Origin of the sequence: Bifidobacterium asteroides, assembly GCF_003202755.1 — a bacterium.
Taxonomy (GTDB): domain Bacteria; phylum Actinomycetota; class Actinomycetes; order Actinomycetales; family Bifidobacteriaceae; genus Bombiscardovia; species Bombiscardovia asteroides_F.
On the sequence record NZ_QGLK01000005.1, the window covers coordinates 25,027 to 43,985 of the forward strand.

An 18,959-nucleotide genomic window follows, 5' to 3' on the forward strand; every position below is an offset into this window, starting at 1 on the left:
CCACAATCATGAGGTTCTTCTCTGCAACCAGTCGCGCGGTCGGGTAGAGTTGACGGGTGCAAAAGCTGAAACGGGCGGGTTCCACCGCAGCCTTCTTTATCGTCATTCTGCTTGTCATGCTCCTTTTGGGCCAAGCCATGACGCCGGACTGGCAGGTGGAACCCTATCGCGACCATCTGCAGGTCTCGACTCGGTCTACTGCCGTCGCTTCAAAACTGGGCCCCACCACTCCTGAGGGCACCCACCCAGTCAGGGAGCAGAAAATCAGCATCACTTTGGCTGGCGGAGTTCGCATCCAGGCCATTGTCAGAGAGCCGAGTGACCGCAAGGGCACAGGACCAGCCTGCCTGTTCATCCATGGCGCCGGAACAGGCAAATCCTCCGAAGTATTTGGCGACCTGGCTTCAGCCATGGCCTCAGCTGGCATCACCACACTGGTGCCCGACAAGCGTTTGGACACCTACACCACCTTCCACCGCGACTATCAGGCCATGGCCGCCGACTACGGGCGTTCCCTTGACCGTCTGCGATCCTGGCCGGGCGTGGATCCAAACAAGGTGGGCTTGTACGCCGAGTCCGAGGGCACCTGGATATCGTCCATCATGACCGCCAAGGACCCCAGCATCGCCTTCTCCATCCTGACTTCACCTCCCGTCTACCCGGGACGACGGCAGATGGCCATGGCGGCCACCAGCTATTTGGACTTGATTGGCACGCCTAAGGGGATTCGCAACGTTATACCGCGTCTCATGGGCATGGACCTGTCCCTGCTGGGCCTGGAGTACGCCGACTTCCCCTCTCTGCCCTATCTGGATCAGCTGCGGATGCCGGTCATGATCAACTTCGGCACCATGGATGTTTCCATGCCGGTAGAGCAGGGTGCGCGCGAGATCATCCGCAGAACACATGCGATCGGCAATGACAACGTGACCCTGCGCTACTACCCTACCAACCATCAGATCCGCACCGGCAGCCGGCTGGCCAAGGCCGGGTTGCCCCTTGAACCCAGATATACCCATAATCTGGAAGACTGGATCAACGCCGTGGCTATGGGCACCAAAGCCGATCAATGGTCAACGCCTATGATTGCCGGCAGCCAGCCCCATCAGCTCAATCAAGTGCCCAAGCACACGAATATAGGGTTGATACCTTCGCTGACCGCCCTGTTGACTCTGATGGCCAGTGGTCCCATTCTGCTGGCTGTCGCCCTTCTATCTGCCTTGATTGGAGCCTTGAGCTCACATCTGCGGGCTCGAGGCAAAGACCACCGACAGTCAGGTTTCAGCAAAGGCCTGACCGGACGGCTCTGGTCGCTAGGCCTGCTAGCCGCAGGACTTATGGCTGCCCTGCTGGCCTATGCCTTTACTGTGGTCCGCCAGGCGCTTGGCCTTATGCATCTGTCCTCGATGATGGCATCATGCTGGTCCCTGTTGTCCGTCCTGTGCCTGGTACTCATCCTGCTCTTGGCGAGCACCCTGACCTCTATCTTCAGTCGATCTGACGGCAAGCCAGCTGTTGTCGGGGCTGGCCACTGGTTGACCCTGGCCCTGACCCTGCTGGGGTCTCTGGCCATCCTTGGCAGCCTGATCTTCTGGAATATCCTGGTCTTTTAAGACAGATCGGGTGCGCCTTGCTGATGCCAGCCAGGCTAATACAGACGCGCCAATCAGCACCACGCCCAGGCCGGCAAAAATCAATGGAATAATCCGCTGCCAGGGTATGACTATGGTCAGATCCGTACCGTAACGCAGAAAGACCAATCCTAAAGCCAACATGGTCAGAGCCAAAAGTCCAACCAGGGCGCCAAAAATGATGGTCGGCAGGCTGGGGCCGCTAGGACGGACCGGCTCCGGCGGCTGCATCCGAACCTGATATATCGGAGGTGCCTGCGATTCAACCGGCATGACCTTGGTGGTGCGCTCCTGACGATCCAGCGGCTGGGGCTGGCCTCCTTCTGGTTGCTGCATATCAGTCATCTTCCTGATCCTCCCCAAACTGCCATGGATTGTAGCTATAATCCCAATATTCATTGATCGAGCCGCTGTAGAGCTGCGCCCGCTTCGGCTGGGTAGCACTCCCCTGGGCTTGCACGGTGACCCGTGCACCGTCCATGAGATTGGCTTCGACGATCAATTCGGGATCGTCGGGCATATGCCACTGATCCTCCTTGGATGCTCGCAGGGCTTCCTCCCAATTGCGTCGTTCAGCTGCTGACGACGTATTGCCCCACCACATCCGGTTTCCCTGTTCCGTCTCGGTTATCCAGTCAGCCGCGCCTGATCCCAAGACCCTGTAGAGGTCGGCGTGCTCCCTGTAGGACAAACTGCATCCCTTAGGAATGAGCAGGCGAACGTCAGCATAGGCCACAGCCAGGCGGACGGTGCCCGTCGGGCAGCCTGAGACTGTGCTCACCGCATCATCCATAATCTGAACACGATGGGTGCCGTGTTCCCGCTCATAACCAGTCAGGTCAATGACGGCACTTCCCTGATCCTGTGGGTCTCCGACCAGCGCGGTGCCACGGCGATAACGCCTCATGTCCGCACTGCTCGCCCCCAACGAGCGCCCATAGTTGCTGCCGTTAACTTGAACTGTGGCGTAGTCGGCCAAGATCCTGCGGTTCTGGGTTTGCTCAATGCCTGGTATGGCCGAACCGGTAGCCAGAATCAGGACAACCAGGCAGGCCATCAAGGCAATGGGAGTCAATCCTCCTGACCTGCGGCCCATCAAGCCCAGGATCAGTATGACCACGCCAAGTGTCAGCGTGACGCCTCCAGCCCAGATTAGAGCGTAGGCCAAGGTCGCATTCAATCCGCGATAGGGGTTCGTGGCCATCCACCAGACACCTGCTCCGGAGACCAGGATCAGTCCCGACAGAAGACTGACCAGCATAGGTCCGGCGGGACGACGCCTCAGCCGGGGCGGAACAGACGGACCCTGACGGGCTATTCCCGGCCCTGTCGAGAATGACCCGGCTGTGCCATAGCCCGGCCAGGCACTGAATCCATACGACTGATTCTTGTTCCCAGCAGGGTCTGCAGGGCCTTCTGCCCCTGTCCAACCTCCGGGAGCTGCACCAGCGCTGGGATTGCCCCCATCTTGCGTATTATTCGAATCGCTGCCGGCGTTTGCCGAATCCTCTGCCTCAGAGATGGGTCCAGGAGAGGCTACCCCCCCTTGTTGCTCCGAAGTTCCATACGAATCGGAATGCTCTGGCTGATCCTTACGTTCTTCCGAACTCGCATCACTTGCTGTCTGTGCATTGCTTCGCGTCCCTGTGTAATCCTGGTATCCCTCATACCCTGAAAAGCTCGGATACTCAGGCTGATTCGAATACCACTGCGAACCTGCACCACTCGGCCGTTCCGAATACTGCGGTCCCATCACCCAAGGATCGCCCGAAACCGGCCTGCCGGCATCCGGTCCAGCCCAGTACCCTCTCTGGTACTCCAGGGCCTTATTGCGACTCCACCGGATAAGGAGATACAAAATCAACGCACCCAAAGCCAGGGAAACGATTCCGACTCCAGGAATCAGGATGGCCAGCAGCCAGTAAATGATGATACCCACCATGGAAGCATGCCAAATCCCGTGAATCAGCTCCTGGGCAATAATGACCCCACGCTGATCCGGCAAGACGAACCAGGCAAAACCATAGAAGGCGGCACCAGTGCCGAAGAGAAAGACCGCCAAAATCATCAGAGCTCTGACCAGGGTTACGCTCCAGCCCAGCCGACGGGCCAAGGCTACGCAGACGCCGCCGATCCATCCCTGGTCGCGGATCAGATAGGACTCCCTGCAGGCGCGGAAGAACTTGTCGGACTTCCACCGCCAGCCGTTATCAGGGCCATTGCCGTTCATGTCGCTACTCATGTCTTCATTACAACACCCAGCGAGCGCAAATCTTATGGGGGAACACCCTGATTCGACCCTGATTTCTTCCGTTTATCGCCTTATCGGCACCATCCGAAAACGATAATGGAAGCATGAACGCACCCATGCAGGAACAGCGAATGCTGAAGGAACCACCTCCTCTGCACCCTGCGCGCATGCCCCTGATGAGGCCGCGCAAGGGCAGGATCCTGTGCGGAGTCTGCAAGGGCATCAGTTTGCACCTGGGTATTCCCGTCTTCTGGATACGCCTGGTCATGGTGCTCCTGGCCCCCAAAATGATCACCTGCGTGGTCTACTGCTTCCTTTGGTTGATACTGCCCCAGGGCGATCCCACCCAGGCGGTCCAACCGAATGACCCGCGGTCGGCTCCGCTGGCACCCAGCATTCTTACTGGGCAATCGGGTCAAAAGGAGGACCACAACATCACCCCCGGGCGGATAACCAGACTGCTGGCAGGCCTGGGCATCATCCTCCTGCTGACCACGGTTTTTCTGCTCAACAGTGGTATGCGTCCCGCCTTTGTCGTCCCCTGTCTGCTTTTCTGCGCCGGACTGGTTCTGGCCTGGCTGAGGCCGGAAAACCAAGGAACCGGCTACCACCTGCCGGCCCTGATCGGCAGCCTGGTCCTGATTCTGTCTGCTGCGATAATCTTCCTGCTCTCCACACAGGAATTGCATTGGGCCCTGACCCTGATAGTCCTGGCCGGACTGCTGCTTGTGGGCGTGACAGCAGTGGTTGTACCCTGGGTCGGCTCAATTATTAGCCAGCTGGGCGATGAACGAGCCATGAAGGAACGCGAGGAGGAACGGGCCGATATGGCAGCCCATCTGCACGATGGCGTCCTGCAGACCCTGGCTCTGATTCAGCTGCATGCCGATGACCCGCATACCGTCTTCACCCTGGCCCGATCCCAGGAGCGCGATCTGCGCAACTGGCTCTATCAGGAACGCACTCCCTCAGACCGGTCCGTCAGCACTGGGCTGAGCCAGATAGCCGCACAGGTGGAGGATGATTCAGGCAAGCCGATCGAGGTGGTCACCGTGGGCGATGCCATGCCCTGCGCGCAGACTGATGCCCTGCTCAACGCGGCCCAGCAGGCCCTGGTCAATGCGGTCACCCACGGTGGCGAACCCATATCCGTATATTGCGAGGCCCGCAGGAATCAGGTTGAAGTCTACGTGCGTGACCACGGCTCGGGCTTTGATATGGATGCGGTTCCAGCTGACCGTCTCGGAATCCGAGAGTCCATCATAGGTAGGATTCGTCGGCGTGGCGGCAGGGTCGAAATCGTCTCCCGCCCGGGTTGGGGCACCGAGGTCAGGATGCACATGCCGCTGTCCGAGGCCAGCCAGCATCAGGAGGGCGAGGTTGATCAGGCTGAAAAAGGGACTGAGGCACAGCAATGATAGGATACGTGGTGAACCATTCATTCATAGACGCATGCCGGTCCGATTCCACCAACACTTGAGGACCCGCGTCGGGAAAGGCGGGCTGAACCACGCCCATGACCACGACTGCAGCAGAGCCCCATCAAGCCGAGGATGGGCCCGCAAGCATCCGCGTAGCCGTCGTCGACGACCATGAGATGTTCCGTACCGGCGTCATCACCACCCTGCAGCCACATTTCCACGTCGTGGGCCAGGCGGCAGACGTGGAGTCCTCGATTCTCATGGTCGAGCAGACCCGTCCCGATGTGGTTCTGCTGGATGTTCACGTGCCTGGCGGCCAGGGCGGCGGAGGCGCCGAAATTCTGAGCCGTTCCCATCCACTCTCCCCCCGGTCGGTCTTTCTGGCTCTTTCCGTATCCGACTCGCCCAGGGACGTGGGTTCGGTCATCCGCGCCGGAGCCCGTGGCTACGTGACCAAGACCATCTCCGCCAAGGATCTGGTCTCCTCAATCCGCCAAGTTCACGAGGGGTATGCAGTCTTCTCCCCCAAGCTGGCAGGATTCGTGCTTTCCGCCTTCCAGGAGGACGAGGCCGCAGATGCCGGTCGGGTCGAAGACGACGAACTGGATCGACTCTCCGCGCGCGAGCAGGAGGTCATGCGCCTGATCGCCCGGGGCTACACCTACCGCGAGGTGGCCTCCGAGCTTTTCATCTCCATCAAGACGGTTGAGACCCACGTATCCAACGTCCTGCGCAAGCTTCAGCTTTCCAACCGAACCGAACTGACCCGCTGGGCCGCAGACCGCCGCATCGTCTGAACGTCCGCTCAGCAGTCAATGCCCCGCTGGCGAAGGAGCTGACGCAGACTGCTGATGTCACGGGCAACAATCCCCTTCATACCCAGTCTGTCTGCCATAGCCACATGCTCAGGATCCACATCGACGAAAATCGTATGCCCGGGGCTGATGGCGAAACGACGCAGAGCCAGACGATAGAAGAGCGGATCGGAAAGATCCAGATGCTCCTCGGATGAAATCAAAACACCTTTCAGAGCAGAGAGGGGCGAGAGGGCCTCTGACACCGCTTTGGTCAGCTGACTGGTCGTTGCCGCCAGGCCCCAAAGGGTCAGGCCAGCTCGCCGCAGATACCCCAGCAGATCCGATGCTCCAGGGAGCAGGCCCTTAACCGCCAAGGTGTAGTTTTCCAGACAGACGCGAACCACCCAAGCGACCGCAGGTCCGTGAGTGGTTTCATAATCGGCCAATGCCTGCTGTGGATCCACACCCAGATTGATCTGTCTTCTGACACAAGCGAAGCCCCATTGGTCCTCCGGGTCCAGAACCATATCGATCACCCCGTCAGGATAATGCCCGACCAAGGCTCGGCGCGGGTCCCAGTCCACCAGGGTCCCAGGTAGAGCGAAGAGGATGCTGCCACCTGGGGCTGCTGGGTCGGGGCGGTCATCGCTGAATATATCCTCACCTGCCAGGTTGCCCGATACGCCTTGGCTTAATTCCTGCTGGAACTCCCGATGCTGCCTTGCCATGCCCCCAGAATAAACATCTGGACCTACAGAACCTGCGGCAGAATCCAGAAGGCACGTGGTCAATCACTAGGTGAAGGCCACCGAATGGATATATTGAAGCCAGCAATGGTCGAATCTTACGTTTTGCGACCTGCCCAGGGCGGAAGTCCCGCCGGGCACGAAAGGAGCCGTTATGCGTCGGCTGCTGCTCACATCCTCATTCTCCGCTACCGCTGACAGGCTGCCCGCTTTCCTCGAAGGCTCGCCCGAAAATCATACGGTGGCCTTCATCCCCACGGCCAACCTTCCACAACGTTCAGATAGTTATGTCCAGGAAGCTCGCCAGGCTTTCAACGACATGGGCTGCCGAATCGACGACTTGGAAGTCTCGACCGCCGATCCGGAGACCATGCGTCGCAGTCTGGAGAAGGACGACCTGATCTATCTGTCCGGCGGCAACACCTTCTTCCTGCTGCAGGAGCTGCGTCGCTCAGGAGCTGCTGATCTGATCAGACAACAGGTGGATAAAGGCAAACCCTATATCGGCGAATCGGCCGGCGCAGTGGTGACCGGTCCCGATACCGGCTTCCTGGATGCCATGGATCCGCGCTCAGCCGCCCCGGATCTGGACTCCACCGCAGGGCTGGGCCTGGTGGACTTCCGCCTCCTGCCCCATCTTGATTCCGAGCCCTTCGCCGAGGTGACCAGAAAAATTCTGGACCGCTACGGCGACGATGAGCCCATGGTGGCCATCAGCAACACCCAAGCCGTGGCGGTTCGCGGGCAGTGCCTGACCATTCTTTAGAGAATGCCAGTCAGCGACAGAGACCTTCCATGACCTGGCGGGCCTGATCCAGACGATCACCCGGACAGAGCAGGATGACACCATCCCCAGCGAGCAGCCGAAGATCACCAGCGGGAATTAGCCTATGCTCGCCCCGGCGAAGACCGATTACGGCGCATCCGTGCGGCCAGGGAACCTGTCCCAGCAAACGACCAGCCGCTGGACTGCCATGCTCTATGGGAAACTCCACAGTGACCCTGTCAGGAGCCTGGGCATCGGGAGCACGTCCGCGTCGATAACGCTCCAGCAGAGCCTCGTAAATGGGTTCAACACGCAGCAAATCGGACACCATCAGGGCCGTGAAGGCGCATAAAGCCACGGGAAGCATATGAACCAGGGATCCAGACATCTCCACCGTCAGCAGGATGGATGTTATGGGAGCCTTGACCGAGGCCGTCAGGGTGCCTGCCATGGCGCAGACCGCGCATACCGGAATGATCCGGACGGGCATTCCGAGGGCGGCTGCACCCATACCGCACAGGGACCCAGTCAGCGTCCCGACTGCCAGGATGGGCATAAAGATGCCGCCGGGGGCGCCGCTGCCGAAGGAACTGGCCGTGAAGAGCATCTTGACCAGAAGCAGGACCAGCAGGTTGATGGCCACCGACCAGGCCAGCTCATGAACAGACTCCGCCTTGCCGATCAGGTCCTCGCCGCCACCCAGGACGGCAGGCAGCAGCAATCCGACCGGCAGAGCCAGGAAGAGGGAGATCACCGGTCCCAGCTTTGAGGGCAGGTGACTGTAAAGACTCTGAGCACCCAGAAGCAGGCGGTTCATGGCAGCTCCCACCAGACCTGCCACCAGCCCAAGGGGAATCATCAGCAGATACTGGCCGATGGTCAGCTGTGGCATAGCAGTGAAGTCCAGGACCGGACGCAGGCCGAAGCGGTTCTTGGCGATGAAATCAGCACTCAGGCAGGCCATGGCCGCCGAAAGAAGAATCATGGGAGAAAAAGACCTGTGGATCTCCTCCAGAGCGAAGACCATCCCCGAAAGCGGCGCATTGAATGCTGCAGACAGACCGGCCGCCGCACCGGAGGTCACCAGGCAGGTCTCCTCCACACGGTCTCGGCGCAACCCACGGGAAACCAGTTGGGAACCGGCCGCGCCAATCTGCACCGAGGGTCCCTCGCGCCCCAGAGACAGGCCAAACATGCCGCAGGCCAGGCCGCCCAGGAATCGTACGCCAAGCACGGGCAGAGCAGGCATGCGCATGCCGTGGATGACCACTCCCTCCACTTGTGGAATGCCGGAGCCGGAGGCCATGGGAACCCGGCCGACCATCCAGGCCAGGGCCAGCCCGACCAGCAGGGCGGCCAGCAGCCAAGGAAGGATCATCAGAGGCTGATCACGCATCTGCCCGTAGGCCCATCGAGCGAACCGGGTGCCATAGCCGATGCCTTGCCGGTAGAGCACCACCAGTACTCCCACCAGCAGTCCGCAACAGGCGGCCCTGAACGCTACCAGCCACCGGCTGGCTCGACCGGGCCTGGTCGCCTGGACCGGGTCGGAACGATGGTCCTGATCCATCTCATCCGCCGACGGCCCTTTCCTCCAAGACAGATTCAGCCTCACCGGCCTGCTCCTTCCCTCCTTCGCGCACAACGGTTTCCAGCTTCTCCCAGGGCAGAGACCAGGAGCAATGACTGGGCCGACAGCCTCAACTTTCTGGCAGTATGAACACCTGGGATGCCAGCTTTCGAGCAAGCAGACAGACACGTCGTCAGAGCCTAACGGCAGTGCTGTCTGTTCGTCAGTTGCCGTCAGATTACCGTCCAAGACAACGGTGTCCACCTGGCCACGATGACCCACCAGATCCAGCAGCGAGACCCTACCTGGCACCGTACCCAGGCACTCGCTCAGGGTGGAAGCTGAGGCCATGTGCAGCCTCCGGCAACCGACCACTGCTCGCACCTGGCGCAAATCCGGTCGCCTTATGCCCCTGGCCACCAGGAGTATCAGCAGACCTCCAGCATCCTCCAGCAACAGGAACTTGGAGAGGTTTTCCACAGAGAGCCCCAGCAGGTCAGCAATGCCCAGCTCCATGCCTTGGTCGATGGTATCCAAGGGCGGGTGTTGAACGACACGCCAATTTGTTCTCAAACTATCCAGAAGCTCTCGCACCGGCAGGGAAACCATCCTGTCCCCCGAGTCTGATGACCTCTTATCCATACCGACCTGGGCATCAAGGCCTACTCTGGCTGCAGGATCAGCGCTGCCATTGCCTGGTCTCATGGGTGCCTCGTCAATCGTTGGCCACCTCAGAGTCGGGCTTCAGTTCCTCCTCCTTCTGGCCTATACGCTTCCTGTCTATGCGATAGTAGGCGTTGAAGAGACCACCGGAGGTCAGCAGAACGATCAGAAGAACCAACAGCCATATGTTCTCTTTGGCTTCGTATGTTTCAAGCAATTCATAAGAGGAGGAAACCATCTTCAGCCAGCCTGCGACCGACACGAAGTACCAGGCCGTTGCCTGATCGAGGAAGCTTAGCGCCCGTCGACGTTCTGATCTGGTCCTGGTAGCCTGACGGAGAATTTCGTGCCCGCGTTTGCGCTCCAGTTGAATCTTGACGATGGGCACCAGCCACCACCAGGGCGAGACCTCATCCCAATTCTTGCTGAGCTGATCAAAGTCGTCCAGAAGCTCCTGATATTCCTGCAGCTCCATCAGCCCCTGGAAGAGCGGGAATGTGAAAAGCAGCCAATCCCCGATCAGAGAGACAATGGCGATGAATTGATCCACGACCCGACCTTTCCCTTGCAGAGTCGGCGCCCAAGGGTCGGCTCTCGTGATTAAGCATGGCTACCATCCATCATTGTAGACACCAAGTTCCAGCCCAAACCGCTGTCTCAACCGCTGACCTCAGTACTGGGAACATTGGATTCAGCGAATACAAGAATGCCCCGGAGATAGATCCGGGGCGTCAACCAGGCGGACAGGGCGGGATTCGAACCCGCGGTGGCTTGCGCCACAACGGTTTTCAAGACCGTCTCTTTCGGCCGCTCAGACACCTGTCCAAAAGACGTGCCAATCAGGCACGTCACTCATCATACGACATCAAGGTTGGTCTAACCAGCAACGGAATGTCGGTCGCTTCCAATAGTGGCGGCTCAGGCCTCCCAGGTCTGGGGCTCGATGACTTCTTTTCCACCCACGTAAGAGCGCATGGCCTCGGGGATGACAATGGAGCCATCGGCATTCTGGTGGTTCTCCAGGATGGCGACCAGCCAACGGGTAGTGGCCAAGGTCCCGTTCAGGGTGCTGACAGGACGCGTGGAGCCGTCCTCCAGCCGCTCGCGCTCATTGAGGCGGCGGGCCTGGTACTCGGTGCAGTTGGAAGTTGACGTCAACTCGCGGTAGCGACCCTGGGTGGGCACCCAGGCCTCGCAATCGAACTTGCGCGCAGCCGAGGATCCCAGGTCTCCTGCGGCTGTGTCGATGATCCGGTAGGGCACGTCCACCTTGGCCAGCATCTCCTGCTCCATAGCCAACAGCTGCTGGTGCTGGTCGCGGGAGTCCTCCTGCTTGCAGTAGACGAACATCTCCACCTTGTCAAACTGGTGGACGCGGATGATGCCCATGGTGTCTTTGCCGGCAGAACCAGCCTCTCGCCGGTAGCAGCTGGACCAACCGCAGTAACGCAGCGGACCCTTGCTCAAATCCAGAATCTCGTCCTCGTGCATACCAGCCAGGGAGACCTCGGAGGTGCCCACCAGATACTGATCGTCAGGCTCACGCAGACGATAGATCTCGTCGGCATGGGCGTTCAGGAAGCCGGTGCCGGCCATGACCTCGGGCCGGACCAAAGTGGGTGTGATCGTAGGAATGAACCCATGCTCCATGGCCTGGTCCACAGCCATGGTCAGCATGGCAATCTCCAGCCGGGCCACATCACCGCGCAGGAAGTAGAATCTGGATCCGGAGACCTTGACGCCCCTGCGCATGTCGATACCAGCCACGCCAACGCCCAGGTCCAGGTGGTTCTTAGGCTCGAAACCCTCCTTGGCGAAGTCGCGCGGAGTACCGACCTTCTTGACCACCACGTAATCATCCTCGCCGCCCTCGGGCGCCTCAGGCTCCACTACGTTGCTGAACTTCCACATCAGATCGGTGTATCTGGCGTTGGCCTCGTCAGAGGCTGCCTTGCAGGCGTTCACCTTGTCCGACAGACTCTTGGTCTGGGCCAGAAGGTCGGCTTTCTCATCAGGAGAGGCCGAACCCATGCGCTTGCCGAGCGACTTCTGCTCGGCCCTGCGGCTTTCGTAATCCTGGAGCGCCGCCCTGCGCTCGCTGTCCGCCTTCAGCACTTCGTCGACGAGTTCGACCGATTCGCCGCGTTTGCGCTGTGATTCACGGACAACATCCGGATGTTCCTGAATGAACCTGATATCTAACATATCTGAATTCTATGACTTTCGGGGGACACGAAAACCGGCCCCGCACAACTCTTCCCAAGCCTTATGGCCTCTGTCGCAACCGGCCCGACCGGCCGCCGACCAGCCAGGAAGAGCAGCCGAGGCAGGAAGGCGGACGGGAACCATCCGTCTTTTATATACATCTGCCCCGCATCACTTGCCGAATACGGTCTTGCGGAACCGTTTGCCGGTGGGAGTACCCGCAAGCCCGCCAATGCCGGTCTCCCTAAGTGACGATGGCATGCTCTCGCCGATGGACTTCATGGCTGCGATGACCTCATCGGGCGGGATTCTGCTGACGCCACCCGATAAGGCAATATCAGCAGCAATCAAAGCGTTGGCAGTGCCGATGGCGTTGCGGTTTACGCAAGGCACCTCCACCAGGCCGGCCACGGGATCGCAGACAAGGCCCAGCAGATTGCTCATGGCTATGGCGAAGGCCTGGGCGCAGGCATCAGGATCGCCTCCAGCACCCTCAACCGCTGCAGCGGCAGCCATGCCGGATGCGCTGCCCACCTCGGCCTGACAGCCGCCTGTAGCTCCGGAGATCATCGCCTTATTGGCCGTAACCAGTCCGAAAGCCCCTGCCGTGAACAGGCAGCGAATCAGCCCATCGTCATCCAGCCCCATTCGATTCCTGAGCACTGTGAGCACTCCGGGCAGAGTGCCCGAAGAACCGGCGGTAGGAGTCGCACAAATGATGCCCATGGCCGCGTTGACCTCATTGGTAGCCATGGCGGCCTCAACGGCCTGCAGCATGGCATCGCCGCTCAGGCTGGTTCGCGTCTTCCGATAATGCTCCAGCAGAGCCGCCTGGCCACCACTCAGCCCAGTCTTGGAAAACACGCCATCGCCCTGGGACCCCCTGGCAACAGCAGCCTGCATGACCTGCAGATTCCTGGCCATTCTTGCCCAGATCTGCTCACGGGTCTGGTGCGAACGTCGCACCTCCTCGTCGATGGCCACTTCAGATATCGACGATCCGCGCTCTTCGGCCATACTCACGAGTTCAGCGATCGAAGTGAACATGCGTCATGCCTCCTAGTCGATATACATCATCCGGGACGAGTGACCCGCGATCTGCTTCTGCCGCTGCGCGGACAGCGGATTGTCCAAATCGAACTCGTACACCGCCGTGCCGGCCGGACCCTCAGGCTCATACCTGGTCTGCTTGGTCACGCCCTCTTCCCGAAGCAGATCGCGTATGCGCTCCAATCGCCGACCTGCACCCTTTTCGGATTCATCCAATTCCACCAGCAGGATGGGCAGAAGCCCAGGAGGAGTGATCAGGCAGCCATCCAAGTTGATACGCCGTACTTCAATGGTCCCGCCCCCGATGGAACAAGCCGCGTATATCACCCGACCGGCTGGTCCCCGCAAGTCCAGGACAGCAGTATTCGGGTGGTCGATGGGGCTTGGTTCGTCCTCCTCGTGGAAGGTCAGATCCATGCCCTGCCTGCGCGCGATGCCAATGGCATCAGGCACCCGGGGGTCATCCGGCGCAAAACCCAGCAGGCCGCTGATGATGGCGTAATCGGTACCGTGGCCGCTGTGCGTGCGAGCGAAAGAATCATAATAATGAACATCAGCACGGCTCGGAACACCTCCGGCAAGGATGTGGCCAACCCGACCAATGGCCACTGCCCCGGCTGTGTGCGAGCTGGAGGGTCCAATCATGATGGGACCTATGATGTCGAACACGCTCTTATATTTATCCATGCCCGCCTCCTCTTCCCATACCCCCGGGCTTTCCCAGACTTCCAGCGCGCGAAGCCGTTGCAACTCCAGACCGAAGGGACCACATGGACCGAGTGCCATCTTAACTTTACGGTTCTCACTACTCAATCAGCTCATACTGTCAGCGTGATTGCTGTAGAGGGTTCGTTCACGTCGGACACACCCAGAGATATCGGGTCGGCACGGTGCGCAAAATAGAGTCATGCCAATTCCAGCGGTCGTCATCTTCGGCATCCTGGCTGTGGCGGCCATCGTCGTCACGGCGGTGGTGCTAATTGTCCGTGCCCAAAGGCGGCATAGGTTCGCCATGCAGATCTTGGCTCGGGACGACGACCAGCTCAGCTACGCTTTCGTCATCAACCCCTCCAAACCCCAGGCCGCCGCCGCCCGCGAGCGCATCCAGCAATACTGCCGAGACAAAGGCATCCGCGAATTCAGCTTCATCGAAACCCAATTGGATCGAGACGGCAGGTCCTGCGCCCGCATGGCACTGGAGCGTGGGGCAAATGTAGTCGTTGCTGTAGGCGGGGACGGGACTGTACGCACCGTAGCTAGCGCCATGGCTTCCAGCGACCACGTCATGGGCATCATCCCAATCGGGACCGGAAACCTCTTCGCACGGAACATGGGCATCCCTGTAGGTGATCTTGACGCCGCCCTAGCCGTAGCCACCTCGCACGGGTCCACCCAGGTGGATGTGGGCCGCATGGCCCTTCTTGACGCAGACAACCAAGAGCAAGACCATGGCCATGCCTTCCTGATCATCGCCGGCATTGGCTTCGATGCCCTGATGATTGACGACACCGACCCTAATCTGAAGAAGACGGTCAGCTGGCTGGCCTACTTCATCAGTGGCGCCAAGCATCTGTTTGCACCCAAGTACACGGCCGACATCTCTATCACCCGGCCCGACCAAGTCACGCAGACCAACACCTCAGTGACCTTCCGCACCTTCATGGCCGGCAACTGCGGGGAGATTCCAGGATTCTCCCTAATGCCCGATGCCTCCTACGATGACGGCATCCTGGACTTCGAGATCATCGACACCTCCGCCGGCCTGATCGGCTGGGCCAACCTCTTCGGAGACGTAATGCATCAGACCATCACCCGCAAGTCCAGCCAGAGCCCCCTGTCGACCAACTCCACCATCGTCCAGCTGCAGGGGACCAAGGCGGAGATCCGCCTGGAGAAGCCCGCCCTGGCCCAGGTGGACGGCGACATTCTGGGCGAGACCTGCCACATCGCACTCAGCGTGGAGCGCCAGGCCCTGAACGTGCGGGTACCCCAGTCCGACTGAGACCGAAGGAGCCTGCTGCCCCTCTGTCCGTCTTTTCATGCCGGGGTGGCATGATAGGAGCCATGACAGCACAGAATGCGGGCAAGCCTGCCAGCCCAGAAGATCTGATCAACGTTGACGATCTGATCGGTAGGTACTACGATTTCATCCCCGATCCTTCCATCCCCTCCCAGCGGGTGTCCTTCGGCACCTCCGGGCATCGCGGCTCCGCCCTGACCACCTCCTTCAACGAAGCCCACATCGTAGCCATCAGCCAGGCTATAGCCGAACAGCGTGCCAAGGACGGGATCACTGGACCGCTCTACCTGGGCCGTGACACCCACGCTCTCTCCCTGCCCGCCTGGAAGACGGCCATCGAGGTTCTGACCGCAAACGGAGTACGGGTGCGCATCGATGCTAATGATGACTACACTCCCACTCCCACCGTCTCACAGGCCATCCTGACACACAACCAGGCGGCCGACGGCACACAGCGCTTCTCCGGCAAGGACCTGGCTGACGGCATCGTGGTCACTCCCTCCCATAACCCGCCCACCGATGGCGGATTCAAGTATGACCCGCCCACGGGCGGTCCGGCTCCGGCCGAAACCACCAACGCCATCGCCCAACGGGCCAACGAGCTCCTGGGCGACTACAGGCAGGTCAAGCGGATTCCTTTTGAGGATGCCATCAAATCCGACCTGGTGGAGCGCTTCGACTACCGGGAGCATTACGTGACCGACCTGGGAAATGTCATCGACTTTGATCTGATCAGATCCTCCGGAGTCCGTCTGGGCATCGACCCGCTGGGCGGCGCCTCAATCAACTACTGGCCGCTGATCAATGAAAAGTACGGCCTGAACATTGGTGTCGTCAACCCGGAGGTGGATCCGACCTGGCGGTTCATGACCATCGATCACGATGGGAAGATCCGCATGGATCCCAGCTCCCCCTATGCCATGAAAGGGCTGGTGGATCGCCTCAACGCCGGAGCCTGGAACTCCTACGACCTGGTGGGGGGCACCGATCCGGACGCCGACCGGCATGGCATCGTCTGTCCAGGAACGGGGGTCATGAATCCCAACCACTACATCGCCGTCTGTGTGGAATACCTCTTCTCAGGCAATCGTCCCGGATGGCCCCATGGTGCCGGTATCGGCAAGACCCTGGTCTCCTCCTCCCTGATCGACCGCGTGGCCGCATCCATCGACGCCAGGCTGATCGAGGTACCTGTGGGCTTCAAGTGGTTTGTCGACCCCCTCTTCAAGGGCGAGGTGGCCTTCGGCGGCGAGGAGAGCTCCGGAATGAGCTTCCTGCGCAGGGACGGCCATGTCTGGACAACCGACAAGGACGGGCTGATCCCCGACCTCTTGGCTGCCGAAATCACAGCCAAGACCGGCAAGAATCCAGCCCAGCTCCACCAGGAGCAGGTGGAGCGCTTCGGCCAAAGCTGGTACAAGCGAGTGGACACCCCGACCACATTGGAGCAGAAGCAGAAGTTCGCCCAGCTGAACGGCGACGATGTGACGGCCTCCACACTGGCCGGCGAACCCATCACTGCCAAGCTGACCGAGGCTCCGGGCAACAGGGCCAAAATCGGGGGCATCAAGGTGACTACCCAGAACAACTGGTTCGCCGCCCGCCCCTCTGGCACCGAGAACATCTACAAGGTCTACGCCGAATCCTTCGTTTCCCACGAAGCCCTGGAACAGGTTCTGGACGATGCCGACCAGGTGGTCGCCAAGGCCCTAGGCTGATTGCAGACAAGACCTCCTGCCTTCCCTCCCCCCCGTCAGTCATCGCTGGCGCGGGGGTTCTCTATCTCTCTGTCTAGGCTGGGAGCCATGTCCAATGGCAACAATCTGGTCGTCTCAACCGACGGCAGCGCACTGAGCAACCCCAATGGCCCTATGGGCTGGGCCTGGGCCGATCACGAGGGCGGCGACGCAGATGCAGGCGGCGCCAGCAACGGCACCAATCAGATTGGCGAGCTATGTGCCGTGCTGCAGGCGTTGCGCGCCCACCCAGGCGAGCGCCCGCTAGTCATCGAAACCGACTCCCAATACGCCATCAACTGCTCCACCACCTGGGTGCCCGGATGGAAGAAGAAGGGCTGGAAGAACTCCCAGGGCAAGCTGGTCAAGAACCGCCCCCTGATCGAAGCCATCGACAGAGAGATTCAAGCACGGCCAGGATCGGTCAAGTTTGTTTGGGTCAAGGGCCACGCCGGCGACACCTTTAACGAAAAAGTGGATACTTTGGCACGCGGCTACGCCACAGCTGCAGGCAAGGACGAACGGGAAGGCTGTCTGCCTATCGAGGGTTGGCGTTCGCTGCTGGCCTCTCCCTATGCCAAGGGCACGCAGGTGCCGCCCGCAGTCAAGGCTGAACTGGACGGAGGAGCCCAAGTTCTAGACAAACTTGGCCGCAAGAAGGATCGCCTGGACCAGAAAGAGCAGAAAGACCTGGCTGAAACCGCCGTCGCATCCGCAGCTGTGGATGCCGAGCAGGCCCAATCTGTGGCAGCAACAGCTGACACAGGCAATGGCACACCCGACCCCGACATAGCCGATGGTCAGGAAGACGAACTCGCGCCGGCTTTCAAGGACACCTCAGATACCGACACGGCTGACCAAGAGACCAAGAGCTCCGGCGCCCGGGGACTGAGAGCCAGCGGTCGCATCCGCATCACGCCGCCCCCATCCGGCAGCAGCATGTTCACGGGACAAGATCTGCATATCGTCGGGAGCATCGATATAGATACAGACATTGATCCTGACGGCTATATGACCATTCAGGGGTCGCCTTTCCGCCTGCACGCCATCGAAGTGGAGGATTGAACGGCTCATGGACCGTCAGGGGCCATCGTCTACACTGAAGTGAACCTGAATCAACAAGACCCGCAGACATCAGCCGTTGAGTGCATGCGGGCATGAAGGAGCGTGTATGGACAAGACCGAGCAGGACAGACTGAAGAAAGCCGCCGGCATCGAGGCGGCCAAGCTGGTCGAGAACGGCATGACCGCCGGACTGGGCACCGGATCCACAGTCCGGTTCTTCGTGGATGAACTGGGACGGCGCGTGAAGGAAGAGGGCTTGGAGTTCACCGGTGTGACCACCTCCCGACGGACGAAGGAACAGGCTGAAGGCTACGGAATCCGCATCGTCGACATCGACCAGGTGGATCACATCGATGTCACCATCGACGGGGCCGACGAGGTCGACAAGGACTTCAACGGCATCAAGGGCGGCGGCGCAGCCCTGCTCTGGGAGAAGATTGTGGCCGTCAACTCTCGAAGGATCGTCTGGATCGTGGATGAGTCCAAGGTGGTCGACACCATTGGCCGCTTCCCGCTGCCAGTGGAGGTTATCCCCTTCGGCGAGCGCCATGTCCTGGATCGTTTCAAGGAGCGCGGCTATAACCCAGTGCTGCGACTGGACGGCCAGGGGCAGCCGGTTCTGACCGACGAGCACAACCACATCATCGATCTGCACCTGGAACGGATTGATCACCCACAGGATCTGGCCCAGGACCTGATCACCACCGTGGGTGTCGTGGAACACGGCCTCTTCCTCAACATGGTCGACACAGTCATCGTGGGCGACCCCAACGGGCCCCGGGTCATGACCAACGCCAACAAGTGAGCGTCAGCAATCATCCCCCCCCCCTACTGGTTGGAGGAATCCGGCTGGCCACGCTGACCGGCGATGATATACACGAAGCCCCCCGCGTCCATTCGATGCAGGGGGCTTCGTTGACCCTGATGGGCCATAAGTCATAAAGCTACTTGCGCTGGTGACGAGTCTTGCGCAGCAGTTTGCGGTGCTTCTTCTTGCTCATCCGCTTGCGGCGCTTCTTGATGACAGAACCCATCCGA

General features: G+C 60.3%; 16 protein-coding genes, 1 tRNA gene and 1 pseudogene. 8 read left to right on the forward strand and 10 right to left on the reverse strand.

Annotated elements, in window-relative coordinates; translation table 11 throughout:
- Positions 1 to 56 precede the first annotated feature (56 nt).
- Positions 57 to 1,613 (forward strand): alpha/beta hydrolase family protein, encoded by a 1,557-nt coding sequence (locus tag DKK74_RS06450; protein ID WP_110413342.1) that lies wholly within the window; start codon positions 57 to 59, stop codon positions 1,611 to 1,613.
- Between the two features lie 355 nt (positions 1,614 to 1,968).
- Here DKK74_RS06450 and DKK74_RS06455 read toward each other — a convergent pair whose 3' ends face one another.
- A complete protein-coding gene (locus tag DKK74_RS06455; protein WP_110413343.1) occupies positions 1,969 to 3,873 on the reverse strand; it encodes a PspC domain-containing protein in 1,905 nt (634 codons plus the stop codon).
- A 140-nt stretch (positions 3,874 to 4,013) separates the two neighbouring features.
- On the opposite strand from DKK74_RS06455, the gene DKK74_RS06460 reads away from it, so the two are divergent.
- Positions 4,014 to 5,300, forward strand: a complete 1,287-nt coding sequence (locus DKK74_RS06460; protein ID WP_110413662.1) for an ATP-binding protein — start codon at positions 4,014 to 4,016, stop codon at positions 5,298 to 5,300.
- Positions 5,301 to 5,398: 98 nt separating this feature from the next.
- Positions 5,399 to 6,100, forward strand: coding sequence for a LuxR C-terminal-related transcriptional regulator (locus DKK74_RS06465; protein ID WP_046323273.1), 702 nt, complete (start codon positions 5,399 to 5,401; stop codon positions 6,098 to 6,100).
- Positions 6,101 to 6,108: 8 nt separating this feature from the next.
- Here DKK74_RS06465 and DKK74_RS06470 read toward each other — a convergent pair whose 3' ends face one another.
- A complete protein-coding gene (locus DKK74_RS06470; RefSeq protein WP_110413344.1) occupies positions 6,109 to 6,828 on the reverse strand; it encodes a hypothetical protein in 720 nt (239 codons plus the stop codon).
- A 172-nt stretch (positions 6,829 to 7,000) separates the two neighbouring features.
- Here DKK74_RS06470 and DKK74_RS06475 point away from each other — a divergent pair, with 172 nt between their 5' ends.
- Complete coding sequence (locus DKK74_RS06475) at positions 7,001 to 7,612, forward strand: Type 1 glutamine amidotransferase-like domain-containing protein (protein ID WP_110413345.1); 612 nt, start codon at positions 7,001 to 7,003, stop codon at positions 7,610 to 7,612.
- Positions 7,613 to 7,622: 10 nt separating this feature from the next.
- On the opposite strand, the gene DKK74_RS06480 is transcribed toward DKK74_RS06475, so the two are convergent.
- The 7 genes and pseudogenes from DKK74_RS06480 to DKK74_RS06505 form a co-directional block, all read right to left on the reverse strand.
- Positions 7,623 to 9,182, reverse strand: coding sequence for a ClC family H(+)/Cl(-) exchange transporter (locus DKK74_RS06480; protein ID WP_375537561.1), 1,560 nt, complete (start codon positions 9,180 to 9,182; stop codon positions 7,623 to 7,625).
- Positions 9,183 to 9,380: 198 nt separating this feature from the next.
- Positions 9,381 to 9,887, reverse strand: a pseudogene (locus tag DKK74_RS08935) (YbaK/EbsC family protein); the annotation flags it as partial.
- 10 nt (positions 9,888 to 9,897) lie between these two features.
- A complete protein-coding gene (locus tag DKK74_RS06485; RefSeq protein WP_046323277.1) occupies positions 9,898 to 10,395 on the reverse strand; it encodes a hypothetical protein in 498 nt (165 codons plus the stop codon).
- Between the two features lie 190 nt (positions 10,396 to 10,585).
- Positions 10,586 to 10,670: transfer RNA gene (locus tag DKK74_RS06490), tRNA-Ser, on the reverse strand.
- 93 nt (positions 10,671 to 10,763) lie between these two features.
- Positions 10,764 to 12,050 (reverse strand): serine--tRNA ligase, encoded by a 1,287-nt coding sequence (serS, locus tag DKK74_RS06495; RefSeq protein ID WP_110413347.1) that lies wholly within the window; start codon positions 12,048 to 12,050, stop codon positions 10,764 to 10,766.
- 171 nt (positions 12,051 to 12,221) lie between these two features.
- Positions 12,222 to 13,097, reverse strand: a complete 876-nt coding sequence (sdaAA, locus tag DKK74_RS06500) for an L-serine ammonia-lyase, iron-sulfur-dependent, subunit alpha (protein ID WP_110413348.1) — start codon at positions 13,095 to 13,097, stop codon at positions 12,222 to 12,224.
- Between the two features lie 12 nt (positions 13,098 to 13,109).
- Positions 13,110 to 13,787 (reverse strand): serine dehydratase beta chain, encoded by a 678-nt coding sequence (locus DKK74_RS06505; protein WP_110413349.1) that lies wholly within the window; start codon positions 13,785 to 13,787, stop codon positions 13,110 to 13,112.
- A gap of 220 nt (positions 13,788 to 14,007) precedes the next feature.
- Here DKK74_RS06505 and DKK74_RS06510 point away from each other — a divergent pair, with 220 nt between their 5' ends.
- The 4 genes from DKK74_RS06510 (at position 14,008) to rpiA (ending at position 18,726) form a co-directional block, all read left to right on the forward strand.
- The gene (locus DKK74_RS06510) at positions 14,008 to 15,102 is read left to right on the forward strand and encodes a diacylglycerol/lipid kinase family protein (protein ID WP_110413350.1); all 1,095 of its coding nucleotides are present in this window, start codon (positions 14,008 to 14,010) and stop codon (positions 15,100 to 15,102) included.
- Positions 15,103 to 15,164: 62 nt separating this feature from the next.
- The gene (pgm, locus tag DKK74_RS06515) at positions 15,165 to 16,838 is read left to right on the forward strand and encodes a phosphoglucomutase (alpha-D-glucose-1,6-bisphosphate-dependent) (protein ID WP_110413351.1); all 1,674 of its coding nucleotides are present in this window, start codon (positions 15,165 to 15,167) and stop codon (positions 16,836 to 16,838) included.
- Between the two features lie 87 nt (positions 16,839 to 16,925).
- Positions 16,926 to 17,921, forward strand: a complete 996-nt coding sequence (locus tag DKK74_RS06520) for a ribonuclease H family protein (protein ID WP_110413352.1) — start codon at positions 16,926 to 16,928, stop codon at positions 17,919 to 17,921.
- 106 nt (positions 17,922 to 18,027) lie between these two features.
- The gene (gene rpiA, locus DKK74_RS06525; RefSeq protein ID WP_110413353.1) at positions 18,028 to 18,726 is read left to right on the forward strand and encodes a ribose-5-phosphate isomerase RpiA; all 699 of its coding nucleotides are present in this window, start codon (positions 18,028 to 18,030) and stop codon (positions 18,724 to 18,726) included.
- Between the two features lie 139 nt (positions 18,727 to 18,865).
- Here rpiA and DKK74_RS06530 read toward each other — a convergent pair whose 3' ends face one another.
- The gene (locus DKK74_RS06530) at positions 18,866 to 18,955 is read right to left on the reverse strand and encodes a 30S ribosomal protein bS22 (protein ID WP_004268639.1); all 90 of its coding nucleotides are present in this window, start codon (positions 18,953 to 18,955) and stop codon (positions 18,866 to 18,868) included.
- Positions 18,956 to 18,959: the final 4 nt, after the last annotated feature.

Coding starts and splice junctions, on each gene's coding strand:
- DKK74_RS06455 (WP_110413343.1), bottom strand. CDS start 3,873: ATGAGTAGCGACATGAACGGCAATGGCCCTGATAACGGCTGGCGGTGG.
- DKK74_RS06460 (WP_110413662.1), top strand. CDS start 4,014: ATGCTGAAGGAACCACCTCCTCTGCACCCTGCGCGCATGCCCCTGATG.
- DKK74_RS06465 (WP_046323273.1), top strand. CDS start 5,399: ATGACCACGACTGCAGCAGAGCCCCATCAAGCCGAGGATGGGCCCGCA.
- DKK74_RS06470 (WP_110413344.1), bottom strand. CDS start 6,828: ATGGCAAGGCAGCATCGGGAGTTCCAGCAGGAATTAAGCCAAGGCGTA.
- DKK74_RS06475 (WP_110413345.1), top strand. CDS start 7,001: ATGCGTCGGCTGCTGCTCACATCCTCATTCTCCGCTACCGCTGACAGG.
- DKK74_RS06480 (WP_375537561.1), bottom strand. CDS start 9,182: ATGGATCAGGACCATCGTTCCGACCCGGTCCAGGCGACCAGGCCCGGT.
- serS (WP_110413347.1), bottom strand. CDS start 12,050: ATGTTAGATATCAGGTTCATTCAGGAACATCCGGATGTTGTCCGTGAA.
- sdaAA (WP_110413348.1), bottom strand. CDS start 13,097: ATGTTCACTTCGATCGCTGAACTCGTGAGTATGGCCGAAGAGCGCGGA.
- DKK74_RS06505 (WP_110413349.1), bottom strand. CDS start 13,787: ATGGATAAATATAAGAGCGTGTTCGACATCATAGGTCCCATCATGATT.
- DKK74_RS06510 (WP_110413350.1), top strand. CDS start 14,008: ATGCCAATTCCAGCGGTCGTCATCTTCGGCATCCTGGCTGTGGCGGCC.
- pgm (WP_110413351.1), top strand. CDS start 15,165: ATGACAGCACAGAATGCGGGCAAGCCTGCCAGCCCAGAAGATCTGATC.
- DKK74_RS06520 (WP_110413352.1), top strand. CDS start 16,926: ATGTCCAATGGCAACAATCTGGTCGTCTCAACCGACGGCAGCGCACTG.
- rpiA (WP_110413353.1), top strand. CDS start 18,028: ATGGACAAGACCGAGCAGGACAGACTGAAGAAAGCCGCCGGCATCGAG.
- DKK74_RS06530 (WP_004268639.1), bottom strand. CDS start 18,955: ATGGGTTCTGTCATCAAGAAGCGCCGCAAGCGGATGAGCAAGAAGAAG.